16 protein-coding genes are annotated in these 16,648 nt (G+C 65.7%); 5 read left to right on the top strand and 11 right to left on the bottom strand.

Annotation, left to right across the window (positions count from 1 at the left end; genetic code table 11):
• Positions 1 to 130: 130 nt before the first annotated feature.
• From sucD to ffh, 9 genes are all read right to left on the bottom strand, one after another.
• Positions 131 to 1,051, bottom strand: a complete 921-nt coding sequence (gene sucD, locus HTY61_RS16585; RefSeq protein WP_175277844.1) for a succinate--CoA ligase subunit alpha — start codon at positions 1,049 to 1,051, stop codon at positions 131 to 133.
• Between the two features lie 16 nt (positions 1,052 to 1,067).
• Positions 1,068 to 1,706 carry a hypothetical protein gene (locus HTY61_RS16580; protein WP_175277843.1) on the bottom strand — a complete coding sequence of 213 codons (639 nt, stop codon included), beginning with the start codon at positions 1,704 to 1,706 and terminating at the stop codon, positions 1,068 to 1,070.
• Positions 1,706 to 2,902, bottom strand: coding sequence for an ADP-forming succinate--CoA ligase subunit beta (gene sucC, locus HTY61_RS16575; protein WP_175277842.1), 1,197 nt, complete (start codon positions 2,900 to 2,902; stop codon positions 1,706 to 1,708). Before sucC ends, HTY61_RS16580 begins: the two co-directional genes overlap by 1 nt.
• Before the next feature lie 43 nt (positions 2,903 to 2,945).
• Positions 2,946 to 3,908, bottom strand: coding sequence for a malate dehydrogenase (mdh, locus tag HTY61_RS16570; RefSeq protein ID WP_175277841.1), 963 nt, complete (start codon positions 3,906 to 3,908; stop codon positions 2,946 to 2,948).
• 226 nt (positions 3,909 to 4,134) lie between these two features.
• On the bottom strand, positions 4,135 to 5,289 hold the full coding sequence (zapE, locus tag HTY61_RS16565; protein ID WP_175277840.1) for a cell division protein ZapE: 1,155 nt from the start codon (positions 5,287 to 5,289) through the stop codon (positions 4,135 to 4,137).
• A 23-nt stretch (positions 5,290 to 5,312) separates the two neighbouring features.
• Positions 5,313 to 5,876, bottom strand: coding sequence for a protease inhibitor Inh/omp19 family protein (locus tag HTY61_RS16560; RefSeq protein WP_175277839.1), 564 nt, complete (start codon positions 5,874 to 5,876; stop codon positions 5,313 to 5,315).
• A gap of 348 nt (positions 5,877 to 6,224) precedes the next feature.
• Positions 6,225 to 6,650, bottom strand: a complete 426-nt coding sequence (gene rpsP, locus HTY61_RS16555) for a 30S ribosomal protein S16 (RefSeq protein ID WP_175277838.1) — start codon at positions 6,648 to 6,650, stop codon at positions 6,225 to 6,227.
• Positions 6,651 to 6,701: 51 nt separating this feature from the next.
• Entirely contained in the window at positions 6,702 to 7,028 is a 327-nt protein-coding gene (locus HTY61_RS16550; protein WP_175277837.1) for a chorismate mutase, read from the bottom strand.
• 7 nt (positions 7,029 to 7,035) lie between these two features.
• Complete coding sequence (gene ffh / locus HTY61_RS16545) at positions 7,036 to 8,583, bottom strand: signal recognition particle protein (RefSeq protein WP_175277836.1); 1,548 nt, start codon at positions 8,581 to 8,583, stop codon at positions 7,036 to 7,038.
• A 373-nt stretch (positions 8,584 to 8,956) separates the two neighbouring features.
• On the opposite strand from ffh, the gene HTY61_RS16540 reads away from it, so the two are divergent.
• Positions 8,957 to 10,000 (top strand): fatty acid desaturase, encoded by a 1,044-nt coding sequence (locus HTY61_RS16540; RefSeq protein ID WP_175277835.1) that lies wholly within the window; start codon positions 8,957 to 8,959, stop codon positions 9,998 to 10,000.
• Between the two features lies 1 nt (position 10,001).
• Here the strand turns inward: HTY61_RS16540 and HTY61_RS16535 are convergent, their stop codons facing one another.
• The gene (locus HTY61_RS16535; RefSeq protein ID WP_175277834.1) at positions 10,002 to 11,195 is read right to left on the bottom strand and encodes a winged helix-turn-helix domain-containing protein; all 1,194 of its coding nucleotides are present in this window, start codon (positions 11,193 to 11,195) and stop codon (positions 10,002 to 10,004) included.
• A 141-nt stretch (positions 11,196 to 11,336) separates the two neighbouring features.
• On the opposite strand from HTY61_RS16535, the gene dapF reads away from it, so the two are divergent.
• Genes dapF through ftsY form a run of 3 tightly spaced genes read left to right on the top strand, consistent with a single transcriptional unit; the run spans position 11,337 to position 15,045 of the window.
• The gene (gene dapF / locus HTY61_RS16530; protein ID WP_175277833.1) at positions 11,337 to 12,230 is read left to right on the top strand and encodes a diaminopimelate epimerase; all 894 of its coding nucleotides are present in this window, start codon (positions 11,337 to 11,339) and stop codon (positions 12,228 to 12,230) included.
• Positions 12,230 to 13,522, top strand: coding sequence for a tRNA (N(6)-L-threonylcarbamoyladenosine(37)-C(2))-methylthiotransferase MtaB (gene mtaB / locus HTY61_RS16525; RefSeq protein WP_175277832.1), 1,293 nt, complete (start codon positions 12,230 to 12,232; stop codon positions 13,520 to 13,522). Before dapF ends, mtaB begins: the two co-directional genes overlap by 1 nt.
• Before the next feature lie 14 nt (positions 13,523 to 13,536).
• A complete protein-coding gene (ftsY, locus tag HTY61_RS16520; RefSeq protein ID WP_175277831.1) occupies positions 13,537 to 15,045 on the top strand; it encodes a signal recognition particle-docking protein FtsY in 1,509 nt (502 codons plus the stop codon).
• Here the strand turns inward: ftsY and HTY61_RS16515 are convergent.
• Entirely contained in the window at positions 15,042 to 15,713 is a 672-nt protein-coding gene (locus HTY61_RS16515; protein WP_175277830.1) for a hypothetical protein, read from the bottom strand. The two genes, ftsY and HTY61_RS16515, sit on opposite strands and share 4 nt — an antisense overlap.
• Before the next feature lie 255 nt (positions 15,714 to 15,968).
• On the opposite strand from HTY61_RS16515, the gene HTY61_RS16510 reads away from it, so the two are divergent.
• Complete coding sequence (locus tag HTY61_RS16510) at positions 15,969 to 16,619, top strand: septation protein A (RefSeq protein WP_175277829.1); 651 nt, start codon at positions 15,969 to 15,971, stop codon at positions 16,617 to 16,619.
• Positions 16,620 to 16,648: the final 29 nt, after the last annotated feature.

The following is a 16,648-nucleotide window of genomic DNA, read 5'->3' as shown; positions in this document are numbered from 1 at the left end:
TGCGCCCTTTCTGGGTTACAATACGCGCGTTGCGCTTCGGTTACCTTCGGCGGTCTTGCGCCGTCCTGCCTCCCCGGTAACCGCCGGTCAGGCGGTGTGCGGGGCGGACGCGCCGCCCCGCCCGCTTGTTCTAGCCCTTCAGCACCTCGACAAGCGTCTTGCCGAGCTGCGCCGGCGACGGCGAGACGCGGATGCCCGCCTCCTCCATCGCCGCGATCTTATCTTCCGCGCCGCCCTTGCCGCCGGAGATCACCGCGCCGGCATGGCCCATGGTGCGTCCGGGAGGCGCCGTGCGGCCGGCGATGAAGCCGACCATCGGCTTGCTCCGGCCCTTCTTGGCCTCGTCCTTGAGGAACTGCGCGGCCTCTTCCTCGGCCGAACCGCCGATCTCGCCGATCATGATGATCGACTCGGTCTCGTCGTCGGCGAGGAACATCTCGAGGACGTCGATGAATTCGGTGCCCTTGACCGGGTCGCCGCCGATGCCGACGGCCGTCGTCTGGCCGAGACCCTCGTTGGTGGTCTGGAACACTGCCTCGTAGGTGAGCGTTCCCGAGCGCGACAGGATACCGACATTGCCCTTCTTGAAGATCGAACCGGGCATGATGCCGATCTTGCATTCCTCGGGCGTCAGCACGCCCGGGCAGTTCGGGCCGATCAGGCGCGACTTCGACTTGTCGAGCTTTGCCTTGACATTGACCATGTCCATCACCGGGATGCCCTCGGTGATGCAGACGATGAGCGGGATCTCGGCCTCGATCGCCTCGATGATGGCTGCCGCGGCGCCTGCCGGCGGCACGTAGATCACGGAAGCGTTGGCGCCGGTCGCCTCCTTCGCCTCGCCGACGGTGGCGAAGATCGGCAGTTCGGCGCCGGCTTTCTCGCCCGCGCCCTCGCCGGCGATCCAGGTCTCGCCGCCCTTCTTGGGATGGATGCCGGCGACCATCTGGGTGCCGTAATAGGCGAGCGCCTGCTCGGTGTGGAAGGTTCCGGTCTTGCCGGTCAGGCCCTGGACGAGAACCCTGGTGTCTTTGTTGACGAGAATGGACATGTGCTTTGCAGCTCCCTTAATCCGTGGCGGCCGTTCCCGCCGCATCCGCGCCGGGCTCGGTGGAATCGATTTTCAGGACGAGGCCGGAAAAGCCCGTCTTTTCGACATGCGGGCTGTCCTCGGCGACGAAGGTGAGAACGGTCTGGAACGTGCCCGGCAGGGCCGGCGTCTCGCCCCAACTGTGGGCATGCAGGCCGCTATTGACGAAGTAGCGCTCTTCCGGCGCGCCGACGAGGCCGGCGACCGGGGCGGGATCGATCCCGCCGGTTGCGCCGAGATCGTACAGCGCGCAGCTCACCACCGGGGCGACCCCGGGGGCCTGCACGCGCGTGACGACCAGGTGATGCAGTTTGCCGGCCACGATGCGGTCGAAGGCGGAACGGTCGAACGACCAGTCCGCGTCGCCTTCCTCCGCCAGCGCGGCGTCGGCCAGGCCGAAGATGGCGGAGAGTTCCTGGCTGGAACCCGGAACGACCGGTTTCCAGCCGAGGGAACCGGCCAGCCCCAGGATGCCTTCATAGGACATGCGCTGCGGCACGCACGCCTCGCGGAACGCGGCCGCGAAGGTCGCGCCGTCCGGCTCGTGCGCCAAGGCCGGCGTCAGGAACGCCGGCATCAGCGCCGCGGCAACAGCGAATGTCCGGAGGACGTGCATCAGGCTTCTTCGACCGCTTTCACGATCTTCTTCGCCGCGTCGTCGAGATCGTCGGCGGCGATCACGTTAAGGCCGCTCTCGTTGATGATCTGCTTGCCCTTCTCGACATTGGTGCCTTCCAGGCGCACGACCAGCGGAACCTTCAGGCCGACTTCCTTGACTGCCTCGACCACGCCCTCGGCGATGATGTCGCAGCGCATGATGCCGCCGAAGATGTTGACGAGAATGCCCTTCACGTTCGGGTCGGCGGTGATGATCTTGAAGGCCGCGGTGACCTTCTCCTTCGACGCGCCGCCGCCGACATCGAGGAAGTTCGCCGGCTCTGCGCCATAGAGCTTGATGATGTCCATGGTCGCCATGGCAAGGCCGGCGCCGTTGACCATGCAGCCGATATTGCCGTCGAGGGCGACATAGGCGAGATCGTGCTTGGAGGCCTCGATCTCCTTCTCGTCCTCTTCCGACTTGTCGCGCAGCGCCAGGATGTCCTCGTGGCGGAACAGCGCGTTGTTGTCGAAGGACACCTTTGCGTCGAGCACGCGCAGGTGGCCGTCCTTCATGACGATCAGCGGGTTGATCTCGAGCAGGCTCATGTCCTTCTCGACAAACGCCTGGTAAAGGATCGGGAACAGCTTGAGCCCGTCCTTGGCGGCATCCTTGGTCAGCTTGAGCGCCCGGTTGAGCTTCTTGGCGTCGGCCTCGGTGACACCCTTTTCCGGGTCGATCGCCAGCGTCAGGATCTTTTCCGGCGTCTCGGCGGCCACCGTCTCGATGTCCATGCCGCCCTCGGTGGAGACGACGAAGGCCGGACGGCCGACCGTGCGGTCGATCAGGATCGAGAGATAGAGCTCGCGGTCGATGTCGGCGCCGTCCTCGATATAGAGGCGGTTGACCTGCTTGCCGGCGGGGCCGGTCTGCTTGGTCACCAGCGTCTTGCCCAGCATTTCCTTGGCGTTCTCGACGACTTCCTCGACGGATTTCGCAAGCCGCACGCCGCCCTTGGCATCCTCGGGCAGTTCCTTGAACTTGCCCTTGCCGCGTCCGCCGGCATGGATCTGGCTCTTCACCACATAGAGCGGTCCGGGCAGCTTCTTCGCCCATTCCTCCGCCTGCTCGACGGAGTAGACCGCCACGCCGCCGGCGACCGGTGCGCCGTATTCGTGCAGCAGGCGCTTGGCCTGGTACTCGTGAATGTTCATGAGAATTCCTTCGTGCCTCGATGCAGGGAGAGTGGGTTCAGCCCTATTTCAGGTTCGGAGCGATATTGCGGCAGGCCTCGCAGAGTCCGGCGACCGCCTCGACGGACTTGTCGAACATCTTCTGCTCGGTCTTGTTGAGCTCGATCTCGATGACGCGCTCCACGCCGCCGGCACCGATGATGGTCGGCACGCCGACATACATGTCCTTGACGCCGTACTGGCCGTCGAGCGGCGCGGCGCAGGGCAGCACGCGCTTCTTGTCCTTCAGATAGGCCTCCGCCATGGAGATGGCCGAGGAAGCCGGCGCGTAATAGGCCGAGCCGGTTTTCAGCAGGCCGACGATCTCGGCACCGCCGTCGCGTGTGCGCTGGATGATCTCCTCCAGGCGCTCCTTGGAGGTCCAGCCCATCTTGATCAGGTCGGGCAGCGGGATGCCGGCGACCGTGGAGTAGCGCGCCAGCGGGACCATGGAATCGCCGTGGCCGCCAAGCACGAAGGCGGTGACGTCCTCGACCGAAACCTTGAACTCCTCGGCCAGGAAGTAGCGGAAGCGGGCGGAATCGAGCACGCCGGCCATGCCGACGACCTTGTTCTTCGGCAGGCCGGAGAACTGCTGCAGGGCCCAGACCATGGCGTCGAGCGGATTGGTGATGCAGATCACGAAGGCGTCCGGGGCGTATTTCTTGATGCCGGCGCCGACCTGCTCCATCACCTTGAGGTTGATGCCCAGCAGGTCGTCTCGGCTCATGCCGGGCTTGCGCGGCACGCCGGCCGTCACGATGCAGACATCCGCGCCCTTGATCGCCTCGTAGGAATTGGCGCCGGTGAACGTTGCGTCGAAGCCGTCGACCGGTGACGATTCCGCGATGTCGAGGCCCTTGCCCTGCGGAATGCCTTCCGCGATGTCGAACAGAACGACGTCGCCGAGTTCCTTCAGGCCGATCATGTGAGCGAGCGTTCCGCCGATCATGCCGGAACCGATGAGAGCAATCTTGTTGCGTGCCATTTTGGGATGTTTCCGTTGGTGTGCCGAATTGAAAAGCTGGGCGCGACCCATGGTCGCACAGGCCAGTTGCCGCAAAGGGACGTGACTCACTATGGGCAAAAAATCAACTGAAAATTATGTCATCAATGAATTCAAACGGTTAGATATTTGTGGACTTACGTAAACGTCAAAGTTTTTGTCCGCATGCGCACTGTTCCGGCACCGCCCGCCATCTCCCGGCACGGGCTCATGCCGCGCTCCCGGCCCGGGCCACCCAGGCCTCCGAGCGCATCTCGATCAGCCGCGAGGCCGTGCGTTCGAACTCGAACACCTCGTTGCCTGTCTTTCCCCGGTAGAGGTCCCGGGGCTCGGCCTCGGCGGAAACGACAAGGCGGATTCGGTTGTCGTAGAGCGCGTCGACCAGGTTGATGAAGCGCTTTGCCTCGTTTCGGCGGCTGTCGTGCAACACCGGTACCCGCTCGACGAAGACGGTGTGATAGTTGCGCGCGATCGCCAGGTAGTCGCGTGCACCGAGCGGCTGCTCGCACAGGTCCGGAAAATCGAACCGCGCCGCGCCCATGGCCGCGGCCGGCACGACGATCTCGCGCCCCTTCACCTCGATCAGTTCCCGGTGTGCGGGCACCCCGCCGGTCAGCCGCTGCCAGACCTCGTCAATCGCGCGGTCGGCCGTCTCGCCGAGCGGCGAGACATAGAGCGGCGTCCGGGACAGCCGGTCGAGCCGGTAGTCGCGGTCGGCATCGAGGCTGACGACATCGGCATGCGCCTTCAGGACGTCGATGAACGGCGTGAAAAGCCCGCGATTGAGGCCGTCGCGATAGAGATCGTCCGGCGCCACGTTCGAGGTGGCAACGAGGACGACGCCGTGCGAGAACAGCGCGCTGAACAGCCGCGACAGGATCATTGCGTCGGCAATGTCCGTGACGGAGAACTCGTCGAAACAGAGCACGCGCGACTCGTCGGCCAGCGCTTTCGCCACCGGCGGAATCGGGTCATCGCCCTTGACCGTGCCCTGCTTCAGCGCCCTGCGATGGGCGGCGATGCGGTCATGCACGTCGGCCATGAAGTCGTGGAAATGGGCGCGCCGCTTCCGCTTCGCCGGACATGCGGCGAAGAAGAGATCCATCAGCATGGTCTTGCCGCGCCCTACCTCCCCGTGGACATAGAGACCGCGCACCGCATTCGCCTTCGGTGCGCGCCTGGCGAACAGCCAGCCGAGGGAGGAGGATTTCGCGGCGAGTCGCAGCGACCCGATTTCCTCGTTCAGCACGTCCAGGCGGCTGGCAAGTGCCTCCTGCGCGGGGTCGGGGTCGAGCCTGCCTTCGGAGACCAGCGCATCGTAGCGCGCCCGGACCTTGTCGCCCGGATGAATGATGTCGACCAATGCCGCCCCCGCAGGACGTTGGGTTACCGCGTCAGGGTGATCGCCATGCCGCCGACCGTCTGCCCGCTGAACGAACCGGAACCGGTCGGGAACAGCGTTCCCACCTTGTTGTCGTTGGAATCCTTCAGGACAACCTGCTGGCCCGAAACGTCCCAGGCGGAGACATTCGCGGCATCGCCCGGGCAGCCGCGCGTCGCCGCGCGGAATCCGCCGGTCCACTGGGTGGTCGAGAAGAATATCTGGCAGCTCGAACCGCCGGTCGCCACCTTCCATGCGCCGACCATTCCCTCGCGCGTCACCGGCTTGGCCGTCGCCAGGTTCTGGACGCTTCCGCCGGCGGCGTTGGGATCGGTGGCCGTCGCGCCTTCCATGCCCGGCGCGACCGGGAATGTGCCCTGCGTTGCCGGAGCGACGCCGGGTTGCACCGGCGGCGGCAACTGGCCCGCAGTCACCTGGCCCGACGGGGCCGGATTGAGAGGCGCCGGCTGCTGGTAGGTCGGGTATGTGCCGAAACGCGAGGTCGTGCATCCGCTGACAGCAACCGCCGCGGCAAGACAGATGCCCGCTGCAAACGCAGTTTTCTGCATGTAAGTCTCCTGTTTGCCCGGAATCGGGTTCCGGGCCGATGCGCCCTTCAGTCGACCAATAAAATGGCGAAATAAGGAAAACACAACCTTAACAAAGTCCGGCCGCTTGTTCCCGAATCGAAGCGATGGCGGGCGTTTACGCTCCCCTTGCCGCCGACACAACTCCCGAAATCCCGCGACCGGCGATGCGCAACGGCAAAGGCGGCCCGGATGGCCAGCCTTTCCGCCGCCGCCGCAGAACCGGGAACGAGGCGCGGCGACCGAAGCACTGAAGGCGGATTCCTGACGGTATCTGCAAGAAAGGCGAGCTCGGGGGCTCGCCTTTCAAGATCGAAATGCCGGCCGGGATTATTCCGCGGACGCCGCTTCCTCTTCCGCCGGAGCCTCGGCGGGAGCTTCCGCCGCTTCCGCGGCCGCGGCTTCGGCAGCAGCCTTGGCTTCCTCTTCCTTCATCTTCTGTTCCTCGAGGCGCTCCTGCGCCTTCTTGCCGGGCAGCGCCTTCTTCGGGTTGTTGCGCGCCGGGCGCTTGGCAAGGCCCGCGGCGTCGAGGAAGCGCAGCACGCGATCGGTCGGCTGCGCGCCGACTTCCAGCCAATGCTTGATGCGGTCTTCCTTCAGCGTGACGCGGTCGGCGTCCTTGGGCAGGACCGGATTCCAGGATCCGACCTGTTCGATGAAGCGGCCGTCGCGCGGCGAGCGCACGTCGGCAACGACGATGTGGTAATAGGGACGCTTCTTGGAGCCCGCGCGGGCCAGACGGATTTTCAGTGCCATGGTTTACTCCTGTAACAGCCTGTTCGTTCGTCTTCGGGTTTCATGTGCCGGCTAGCGACCGGCATTGTCCTCGTTCTTCGCCGCGATCGCCTCGTGATGACGGATCACCTCGCGGATGATGAAATTGAGGAATGTCTCGGCGAAATCCGGATCCATGCCGGCCTCGTCGGCCAGCCGGCGCAGCCGTTCGATCTGCCGCGCCTCGCGGTCGGGATCGGCCGGCGGCAGGCCGTGCTTCGCCTTCAGCTTGCCGACCCGCTGGGTGCAGCGGAACCGCTCGGCCAGCGTGTGGATCAGGATCGCGTCGAAATTGTCGATCGAGCGTCGCAGGTCGTTCAGGATCGCCTGGGCCCGTTCGGCCGTGTTTACCGTGTCCATCGCCGCCTCACTTCTTCTTCGGCAGGCCGGGCAGTCCCGGCCCTCCGCCCAGTCCCGGCAGCGACGGTCCGCCGAGGCCCGGCAGTTTCGGCATTCCGGCGCCGCCGCCGAGGCCGGCGGCCTCGGCCTGCTTGCGCAGCGCCTCGAGTTCCTTCGGGCTCATCTTCGACAGGTCCGGCATGCCGCCCATGCCGCCCGGCATGCCCATCTTGCCGGCAAGCCCGCCCATCATCTTGCCCATCAGGCCGCCGCCCTTCTTGCCCTTCATGGCCTTCATCATGTCGGCCATCTGGCGATGCATCTTGAGCAGCTTGTTGATTTCCGCGGCATTGGTGCCCGAGCCGGCGGCAATGCGCTTCTTGCGGCTGTGCTTGAGGATTTCGGGATGCGCGCGCTCATGCGGCGTCATCGAGGAGATGATGGCGAGCTGGCGCTTGAAGATGGAATCGTCGAGGCCGGCGGCAGCCATCTGATCCTTCATCTTCCCCATGCCCGGCATCATGCCCATGATGCCGCCCATGCCGCCCATCTTCTGCATCTGGCGGATCTGGTCGGCAAGGTCGTTCAGGTCGAACTTGCCTTCCTGCATCTTCTTCGCCATCGCCGCGGCCTTTTCCGCGTCGATGTTCTCGGCGGCCTTCTCGACGAGGGAGACGATGTCGCCCATGCCGAGGATGCGGTCCGCGATGCGCTTGGGATGGAACTCCTCCAGCGCATCCATCTTCTCGCCGGTACCGATCAGCTTGATCGGCTTGCCCGTGACCGCGCGCATGGAAAGCGCCGCACCGCCGCGACCGTCGCCATCCATGCGGGTCAGCACGATGCCGGTGACGGGGATGCGCTCGTTGAAGCTCTTCGCGAGATTGACGGCGTCCTGGCCGGTCAGCGAGTCGGCGACGAGCAGCGTCTCGTGCGGGTTGGACGCCCTGGCGATATCCGCCATCTCGACCATCAGGGGCTCGTCGATATGGGTCCGCCCGGCGGTATCGAGTATGACCACGTCGTGGCCGCCGAGCCTGCCCGCCTGCACCGCGCGCTCGGCGATCTCGACCGGAGACTGGCCCTCGACGATCGGCAGCGTCGCGATGCCGGTCTGCTCGCCAAGCTGGCGCAACTGCTCCTGGGCGGCCGGGCGGCGCGTGTCGAGCGAGGCCATCAGGACCTTCTTGCCCTGTTTCTCGGTGAGCCGCTTGGCGATCTTGCCGGTTGTGGTGGTCTTGCCCGACCCCTGCAGGCCGGCCATCATGATGACGACGGGCGCGGGCGCGTTCAGGTCGATGGTCTCGCCCTCGGAACCCAGCATCTCGACAAGTTCGTCATGGACGATCTTGACGACCATCTGGCCGGGCTTGACGCTCCTCAGCACTTCCGCGCCGACGGCCTTCTCGCGCACCCGCTCGGTGAAGCCGCGCACGACTTCCAGCGCCACGTCCGCCTCGATGAGCGCACGGCGCACTTCGCGCAGTGCCGCGGAGACGTCTTTCTCCGACAGCGCGCCGCGTCCGGTCAGGTTACTCAGGATCGAACCGAGGCGGTCCTGAAGCGATTCAAACATGTCTTTCTCCACTTTCGGCCAGATGCCGAAAGGTAGGCACGGGAAGCGCCGGCCGAAAGCCCAAAGCCGAAAAGCACCCGGGGGCGCATCGCGCTGCCGGGTGTTGACCTCCGGGATCTCTTTATACCTTGACGGGTCCCAGTCGGTGGCTCGGAGTTCTCAACTCGTCGCTAGTCGGGCGGGCTATGGCGGAAAAGGGTGAACGAGTCAAGCACACCCCTCCGTTTGGCGTATCGGGACCAGGAACCAAAGTATATCGAAGCATTTCGGCCAAAGGCTGGTAATATGCCTCGCAAGACCCCATCTCAAATGAAACGGCCGCACAAAAGCACTTGGCCAGTCCCGTTTCTCCGAACTACGAAAGCTCAGCTTCTTGACACACACCGATATTACCGCCGCGCCCCCGAAGGACGCGCGCGCATGGGCAAAGACGCTTGCCGACTACAACAAGCCGAACAGCGCGCGGGCGATCCTCGAATTCGCCCTCTCCTTCCTGCCCTTCGTCGCGCTCTGGGCCGCCATGGCCTTCGCGCTCCTCAACGGTTACTGGATGGCCCTGCTTCTGGTCGTCCCCGCCGCGGGCTTCCTGCTGCGCCTCTTCATGATACAGCATGACTGCGGCCATGGCGCCTTCTTCGGCAATTCGCTGGCCAATGACTGGACAGGACGCGCCATCGGGGTGCTGACGCTCACGCCCTACAGCCTGTGGAAGCGCACCCACGCCATTCACCACGCGGGTTCGGGCTGCCTCGACCGCCGCGGCTTCGGCGAGATCGCGACGCTGACCGTCGAGGAATATCGCGCCCTGCCGGGCTGGGAGCGCTTCAAGTATCGCCTCTATCGCCATCCGCTGGTGCTGTTCGGCGTCGGTCCGGCCTTTCTCTTCATCGTCGACCACCGCCTGCCCACCGGAATGATGCGCAAGGGTTGGCAGCCCTGGCTGTCCACCATGGGCACCAACCTCGCCATCGCGGCCGTCGTTGCGCCGCTGGTCTGGCTGGTCGGGCTGAAGGTGTTCCTGGCCATCCAGCTTCCGATCACCATCCTTGCGGCCACGATCGGCGTCTGGCTGTTCTTCGTCCAGCACCAGTTCGAGGAAACCTCCTGGGAAAGGCTTCCGGAGTGGAAGCGCCAGGAGGCCGCGCTCCACGGCTCGTCGCACTACGACCTTCCGGCCCCGTTGCGCTGGATGACCGGCAATATCGGCGTGCACCACGTCCATCACCTGTCGGCACGCATTCCCTTCTACCGGCTGTCTCGCGTGCTGCGCGATCACCCGGAATTGCGCGACATGAACCGGATGACGCTGCTCGACAGCCTGAAGACCATCCCGCTCGCCCTCTGGGACGAGGCGCAGCACCGCATGATCTCGTTCCGCGAATACCGCCGCGGAACGGCGGCCACTGCCGCCGCCTAGCCTATCCGGCCCCGAGCCAGTCGCCGGCATGTTCGATGCCGGCGACGCCGGAGAACCGCCTTATGCGGTCCAGCTCCGCGTCGAGATCGGCGAGAAACGCCTTCGACATCCTCGTACCCTTTTCCGGCCAGAACCTCCTGACAGCCAGCACGTCGCGATTGCGGTCGGCCTTCATGTCGATGCGTCCGACCATGCGGTCGCCACGCAGGACCGGGAAGACGTAGTAGCCGTAGACCCGTCTTTCCTCCGGCACGAAGATCTCGATCCGGTAGGAAAATCCGAACAGCCGCTCGGCCCGCTTGCGGTCACGCAGCACCGGATCGAACGGGCTCAGCACGCGCACGCGATCGGGCGGCTCCGGCGGGTTGTCGAGCAGTTCCGGGGAATCCCTGAACCGCAGCGCGGCGCGCGGCTTCGAGCCGTCGGCGCACTCGATCATCACCGTTTCCAGCCCGCTCTCGTTCTCCGCGATCCACGCCTCCACCTCCGCGGGCTTCAGCAGGTCCCAGAAACCGGCGATCTCGCCCCGCGTGGCGAAGCCGAGCCGTTCCAGCGCCGACCGGCAGGCCCAGTCCACGAACTCGTGATGCTCGACCTCCGCGCCGTGGCAATCGGCCGGTATCACGCGCTCGGCGAGATCGTAGACCTTCTGGAACCCCTCGCGCCGGGCGATCGCCAGCTTGCCCGTGCGCCAGAGATATTCCAGCGCTGTCTTGGACGGGTGCCAGTCCCACCAGCCGGTCGACGGCTTGGTGCCCCCGAAATCGCGCGCCATGACCGGGCCGTCGCGCGCGATTCTCTCGAGGATGCCGTCGCATTCGTGCAGGAAGGGCGAGCCCTGCCATGCCTCGTAGCGTTCCTGCAGCCGTCTTTCCTCGCGGGCGAATCGGTGCTTCCAGTAGCAGTACAGTTCCGAGGGTATGATCGAGGCATCGTGCGTCCAGTGCTCGAACAGGGCGCGATCCTTTTCGACCAGCGCCTTCAGCCGATGCTCCCGATAGGTCGCGTTGCGCGAGAACAGGATCTGGTGGTGCGCGCGGGCGACCGTGTTTATGGAGTCGATCTGCACGAAACCGAGCCGGCGGATCGCCTCGCTCAGATCCTCCTTCGACTGGCCGCGATGCGGCGCCTCGCAAAGACCCTGCAGGGCGAGGAAGGCGCGTCGCGCGGTCCGGTTGGGAATCGTGGCGGGCATGGATTCGGATTGTCCTTGGGTTCCGGCGAACACTGGAACGGAAACCATGCCGATGGCAAGCCGCCGCGCCGGTACCGCCGAGACTGGCAATTCCGTCCGCGATCCGCCATATAGCGGCGACAGGAAAGGGAAACCGGACAGATGGCGCTCGACGTTCCGTTTGCGAAAATGAACGGGCTTGGAAACCTGATCATCGTGGCCGACATGCGCGGCCGCGCGGACGCGATCGCGCCTGCGGCGGCCGTCGCGCTCAATGCGGACCCGGCTACCCGCTTCGACCAGATCATGGCGATCCACGATCCGCGCGTCGATGGCACGGACTACTTCGTCGACATCGTCAATTCCGACGGCACGCGGGCAGAGGCCTGCGGCAACGGCACGCGCTGCGTCGTCCAGGCGCTGTCGGCGGAAACCGGCAGGCAGGCCTTCACCTTCCAGACGAAGGCCGGCATCCTCAATGCCGAGGAGCTTTCCGACGGCCTGATCTCCGTCGACATGGGGCGACCGCGCTTTCGCTGGGACGAGATCCCGCTGGCCGAGGAATTTCATGACACCACCGGCATCGAGCTGCAAATCGGCCCGATCGACGATCCCGTGCTGCACACGCCCTCGGTTGCCAATATCGGCAATCCGCACGCCGTCTTCTGGGTGGACGGCGATGTCTGGTCATACGACCTCGAGCGTTTCGGTCCTCTGCTGGAGAACCATCCGATCTTTCCGCAGAAGGCGAACATTTCCGTTGCCAGGGTGGTCTCGCCGGAACACATCGTCATCCGCACATGGGAACGCGGCGCCGGCCTGACGCAGGCCTGCGGCTCCGCCGCCTGCGCGGCGCTGGTCAGTGCGGCGCGCACCGCCAGGACCGGGCGCAAGGCGACGGTGACGCTTCCGGGCGGCGACCTGCGCATCGAATGGCGGGACGACAACCGCGTCATCATGACCGGCCCGGCGGAATGGGAGTTTTCCGGAACGCTCGATCCCGCGACCGGCGACTGGGAGCGCGACGAGAGCCCCGAAACGCAGGGAGCCGTGTGATGGGCGTCGACATCGTCACCTTCGGGTGCCGGCTCAACACCTACGAGTCGGAGGTCATGCGCCGCGAGGCGGCAGCCGCCGGCCTCGGCGAGATCGAGGGCGGGGCCATCGTCTTCAACACCTGCGCGGTGACTGGCGAGGCGGTGCGCCAGGCGAAGCAGGCGATCCGCAAGGCACGCCGCGAGAACCCGGACGCGCGCATCATCGTCACCGGCTGCGCGGCGCAGACCGAGCCCGGCTCCTTCGGCGCCATGGACGAGGTGGATCTCGTCATCGGCAATGACGACAAGCTCAAGGCGCAGAGCTATCGCGCGCTCCCCGATTTCGGAGTGAACGATTTCGAGAAGGTGCGGGTCAACGACATTTTCGAGGTGACCGAGACCGCGTCCCACATGGTCGATGCCATCGAGGGCCGCGCGCGCGCCTTCGTCCAGGTGCAGAACGGCTGCGACCATCGCTGCACCTTCTGCATCATTCCCTATGGTCGCGGCAATTCGCGCTCCGTGCCGATGGGCGCCGCCGTCGACCAGGTCAGGCGGCTGGCGGCGAACGGCTATCGCGAGGTCGTGCTGACCGGCGTGGACCTGACCAGCTACGGGCCGGACCTTCCGGGCAAGCCGACCCTCGGCAGGCTCGTGCGCACGATCCTGCGCGAGGTACCGGAACTCGACCGGCTGCGCCTTTCCTCCATCGATTCCATCGAGGCCGATGACGACCTGACGGAGGCAATCGCCGACGAGAAGCGGCTGATGCCGCATTTCCATCTCTCGCTGCAGCATGGCGACAACCTGATCCTGAAGCGCATGAAGCGGCGCCATGCCCGGGAGGATTCGATCCGCTTCTGCGAGGAGGTGCGCCGCCTGCGCCCCGACGCCGCATTTGGCGCCGACATCATCGCCGGTTTCCCGACCGAGACCGAGGAACATTTCGCCAACTCGCTGAGGATCGTGGAGGAATGCGGCCTCGCCCATATCCATGTCTTCCCGTTCTCGCCGCGGGACGGAACGCCGGCGGCGCGCATGCCTCAATTGCCCCGCGAGGTCGTCAGGGAACGTGCGAAACGCCTGCGCGAGGCCGCGGAATCCGCCTGGCTGCGCCACATGGAGAGCCTTGTCGGCACCCGCCAAGACGTGCTGATCGAGCGCGACGCATTGGGCCGCGCGCCGGATTTCTCCCTGGTGGAGATCGCCGGAACCGATGCCCGCCCGGGCGATATCGTGCAGGCCGTGATCGCGGGGCATGACGGGACGAAGCTGACCGCGAAACCGGCTTTCGCGCTGGCCGCCGAGTAAGTATAGTCCCCGCCATGGCACTTGGATTCGTCAAGAAAATCTTCTCCTTCGGCAGAAAATCCGTCGAGGAGATCCCGGCCGACGAGGCCGAAAACACCCTGCCGGAAGCCGAGACGGTGACCGCGGCAGGCGGCGAGCCGGACATCCCGCCGCCGCCCGAAGAGCCGGAGCCGCCGCAACCTTCCGAGGAACCGGCCCCGGCATCCCCGCCGGAAACGCCGCCATCCGAGGAGCCCTCCCCCGACGAGACGCCGCAGGAACTGCCGCCCGCTCCCGATGCACCGGAACCGGTGCACGCGCCCGACGTCCCCCCTTCCGTGCCCGAGGAGGAGCCGCCGGTTCGCGAGCCTGCCCCCGAGCCGCCGGCCGAGGTTCCGCCGGAACCGAACGAGGTTCCGTCCTACACGCCGACCGAGGTTCCGCCGGGCAATACCCCGGCGGAATTCGCTTCTGCCGAGGCGAAGGCGCCGGAACACGAAGCAACCGCCACGCCCGAACCTGCCCCCGAGGTCGAGACCCCGCCTCGTCCGGCGGACCGGGTCCTGATCGGCGACGCGGACGCGGCGCCCGCCGCACCGGAACCGGAGCCGATGCAACCCGAGCGGCGCAACTGGATCGCCCGGCTGACCGGCGGCCTTTCACGCTCGTCACGGCAGCTGACGGAAAACATCGCTGCGGTCTTCACCCGGCGCAAGCTGGACGAGGACACGCTGGAGGAACTGGAAGACATTCTTCTCCAGGCCGACCTCGGCGTCGAGACAGCCATGCGCATCACCGACACGCTGGCCTCCGGCCGCTATGGCAAGGAGGTATCCGGCGAGGAAGTGCGCGGCGTCATGGCCGAGGAAATCGCCAAGGTTCTGGAACCCGTCGCGCGGCCGCTCGAACTCGACCTCTCGCACAAGCCGCATGTCGTGCTTGTCGTCGGCGTCAACGGCACCGGCAAGACGACGACAATCGGCAAGCTCGCCGCCAAGTTGCGCGATGCCGGCCTAAAGGTCACGCTCGGCGCGGGCGACACCTTCCGCGCCGCGGCCATCGAGCAGCTCAAGATCTGGGCCGACCGCACCGGCTCGACCTTCGTCGGCACGAAGCTCGGTGCCGATGCTGCCGGGCTCGCCTGGGACGCCTTCCAGACGGCGCGGGACAACGGTTCCGACGTTGTGATCATCGACACCGCAGGAAGGCTGCAGAACAAGGCGGAGCTGATGGACGAGCTGGCCAAGATCGTTCGCGTGCTGCAGAAGCACGATCCCGAGGCACCGCACACGGTGCTGCAGACGCTGGATGCGACGACCGGCCAGAACGCGCTCAACCAGGTGGAGATTTTCCGCAATGTCGCCGGCGTCAACGGGCTGGTCATGACCAAGCTGGACGGCACTGCGCGCGGCGGCATCCTCGTCGCCATCTCCGCGAAATTCAAGCTGCCGGTGTACTTCATTGGCGTCGGAGAGGGCGTCGACGATCTCGAACCGTTCCGGGCCCGCGACTTCGCCAATGCCATCGCGGGCGTTTCGGCCTAGTCGGCGGACGCGACCTCGCGCGCCCGCAGCACGTCGCTCACCGCGTTGATGGCCTCGATGGACGTTCCGATTTCCGCCGTTATGCTATCCGCGAAAGGCGCCGTGAAACTCATCACGTGCAGCCGCGACGTGCCGTCGTAGAGACTGATCTCGTGGAGCGAGAAGTCCGGATGGCCGTCGCGATCGGAATCGGTGGCAGTGGCGCGGGCCTTGATCCGCGCGGAACCGACCGAGCAATCCAGCGGGTCGGCATCGTTGCCGAGATCGCAGAATGTCACGAAACGACGGAAGCTGTGCCGGCCCGCCGGCATCGGCGAGCGCGGCATCCCCGTAGTCTCGGTGCGCTCATGCACGCTGACCCGCACGTGATTCTCGATCCGCGCCGACATCAGCTCGGTCAGCGGGCCGGTAAACCGCGTGTCGAACAGCTTGCCGTCGCGCACGCCGATTTCCGCCTTGTCCGCGTCGACCGCGAGAGTCCAGAAAAGGACGGCATGCCGCCTTGCCCCGCAGGACAGGACGCCCCGGGTCGTTCCGGGCCGGATGTCGCCGAGCCGCGCGATCCGCGGCCCGCTGTCGTCCTCGAGCAGGAAGGTGCAGGCCTCCGCAGGTGAAAGCAACAGGGCGAATATCGCGGCGAGCAGCGGGGGAATTGTCGATCGGGGCATGGCGCGCTCCTTTCATCGGTGCGAAGCGCGCAGGAGGCGGCTTCGCGCCGAACCTGTCCTCCCGTCTGTCCGGCATCCTACTTTGGTATTATGCCGACGTCGAGTGTGTGCCCGATTCCTTGACGAAATCTTAACCATGGGCTCCCGGTCGCCCGCAGGCGCCGCGATAGCGCGCCGGTATGTTCTCCGCTCTGGTATTTGACGCCGCGATCGCCTAGTTGAACAGCAATGCGAAAGAACCCAGCGAAAGATCCCATGACCAAGCCGGTTTTCGAACGCGACCCTTCCGACCCCGACCGCCAGAAGATCAATCCGCTGATGAAGCTTGCGCTCGAGCTGGGGCCGCTGGTCGTATTCTTTTTCGGCAATTCGCGCGGCGAGTGGCTGGCCGGGCATTTTCCGGCGCTGGCCGATATCGGCGGACCGATCTTCATCGCCACCGCCCTGTTCATGGCCGCGACGGTAGTCGCACTCGCGGTGTCCTGGGCCATGACGCGCACCCTGCCGGTCATGCCGCTGGTTTCCGGCGTTGTCGTCGTTGTCTTCGGCGGACTGACCCTGTGGCTGCAGGACGAGCTGTTCATCAAGTTGAAGCCGACCATCATCAACACGCTGTTCGGCGTACTGCTGCTTAGCGGACTGCTCTTCTTCCGCAAGTCGCTGCTGCGCTACGTCTTCGACTCGGCGTTCAACATCGACGAGGAAGGCTGGAACAAGCTGACATTGCGCTGGGGCGTCTATTTCCTCGCCATGGCGGTGGTGAACGAGATCGTCTGGCGCAACTTCTCGACGGACTTCTGGGTCGCCTTCAAGGTCTGGGGCTTCACCCCGCTGGCGATCATCTTCACCATGTCGCAGATGCCGCTGATCGCCCGTCATTCGCTCGAAGAGACGGAAGGGCGTTAGCCGAAGCCCCGCGCGCCGTCGCCCATGGA

It is taken from the genome of Oricola thermophila, from assembly GCF_013358405.1.
GTDB classification, from domain to species: Bacteria; Pseudomonadota; Alphaproteobacteria; order Rhizobiales; family Rhizobiaceae; genus Oricola; species Oricola thermophila.
Note: the sequence above shows the minus strand (reverse complement) of the source record. Positions and strands in the feature narration are given on the sequence as shown.

What these genes read in the sequence shown, in the direction of transcription:
- sucC (WP_175277842.1), bottom strand. Translation starts at nt 2,902, where the DNA reads ATGAACATTCACGAGTACCAGGCCAAGCGCCTGCTGCACGAATACGGC.
- HTY61_RS16535 (WP_175277834.1), bottom strand. Translation starts at nt 11,195, where the DNA reads ATGCCCGCCACGATTCCCAACCGGACCGCGCGACGCGCCTTCCTCGCC.
- HTY61_RS16560 (WP_175277839.1), bottom strand. Translation starts at nt 5,876, where the DNA reads ATGCAGAAAACTGCGTTTGCAGCGGGCATCTGTCTTGCCGCGGCGGTT.
- sucD (WP_175277844.1), bottom strand. Translation starts at nt 1,051, where the DNA reads ATGTCCATTCTCGTCAACAAAGACACCAGGGTTCTCGTCCAGGGCCTG.
- HTY61_RS16510 (WP_175277829.1), top strand. Translation starts at nt 15,969, where the DNA reads ATGACCAAGCCGGTTTTCGAACGCGACCCTTCCGACCCCGACCGCCAG.
- HTY61_RS16515 (WP_175277830.1), bottom strand. Translation starts at nt 15,713, where the DNA reads ATGCCCCGATCGACAATTCCCCCGCTGCTCGCCGCGATATTCGCCCTG.
- mtaB (WP_175277832.1), top strand. Translation starts at nt 12,230, where the DNA reads ATGGGCGTCGACATCGTCACCTTCGGGTGCCGGCTCAACACCTACGAG.
- ftsY (WP_175277831.1), top strand. Translation starts at nt 13,537, where the DNA reads ATGGCACTTGGATTCGTCAAGAAAATCTTCTCCTTCGGCAGAAAATCC.
- HTY61_RS16550 (WP_175277837.1), bottom strand. Translation starts at nt 7,028, where the DNA reads ATGGACACGGTAAACACGGCCGAACGGGCCCAGGCGATCCTGAACGAC.
- dapF (WP_175277833.1), top strand. Translation starts at nt 11,337, where the DNA reads ATGGCGCTCGACGTTCCGTTTGCGAAAATGAACGGGCTTGGAAACCTG.
- mdh (WP_175277841.1), bottom strand. Translation starts at nt 3,908, where the DNA reads ATGGCACGCAACAAGATTGCTCTCATCGGTTCCGGCATGATCGGCGGA.
- HTY61_RS16580 (WP_175277843.1), bottom strand. Translation starts at nt 1,706, where the DNA reads ATGCACGTCCTCCGGACATTCGCTGTTGCCGCGGCGCTGATGCCGGCG.
- rpsP (WP_175277838.1), bottom strand. Translation starts at nt 6,650, where the DNA reads ATGGCACTGAAAATCCGTCTGGCCCGCGCGGGCTCCAAGAAGCGTCCC.
- ffh (WP_175277836.1), bottom strand. Translation starts at nt 8,583, where the DNA reads ATGTTTGAATCGCTTCAGGACCGCCTCGGTTCGATCCTGAGTAACCTG.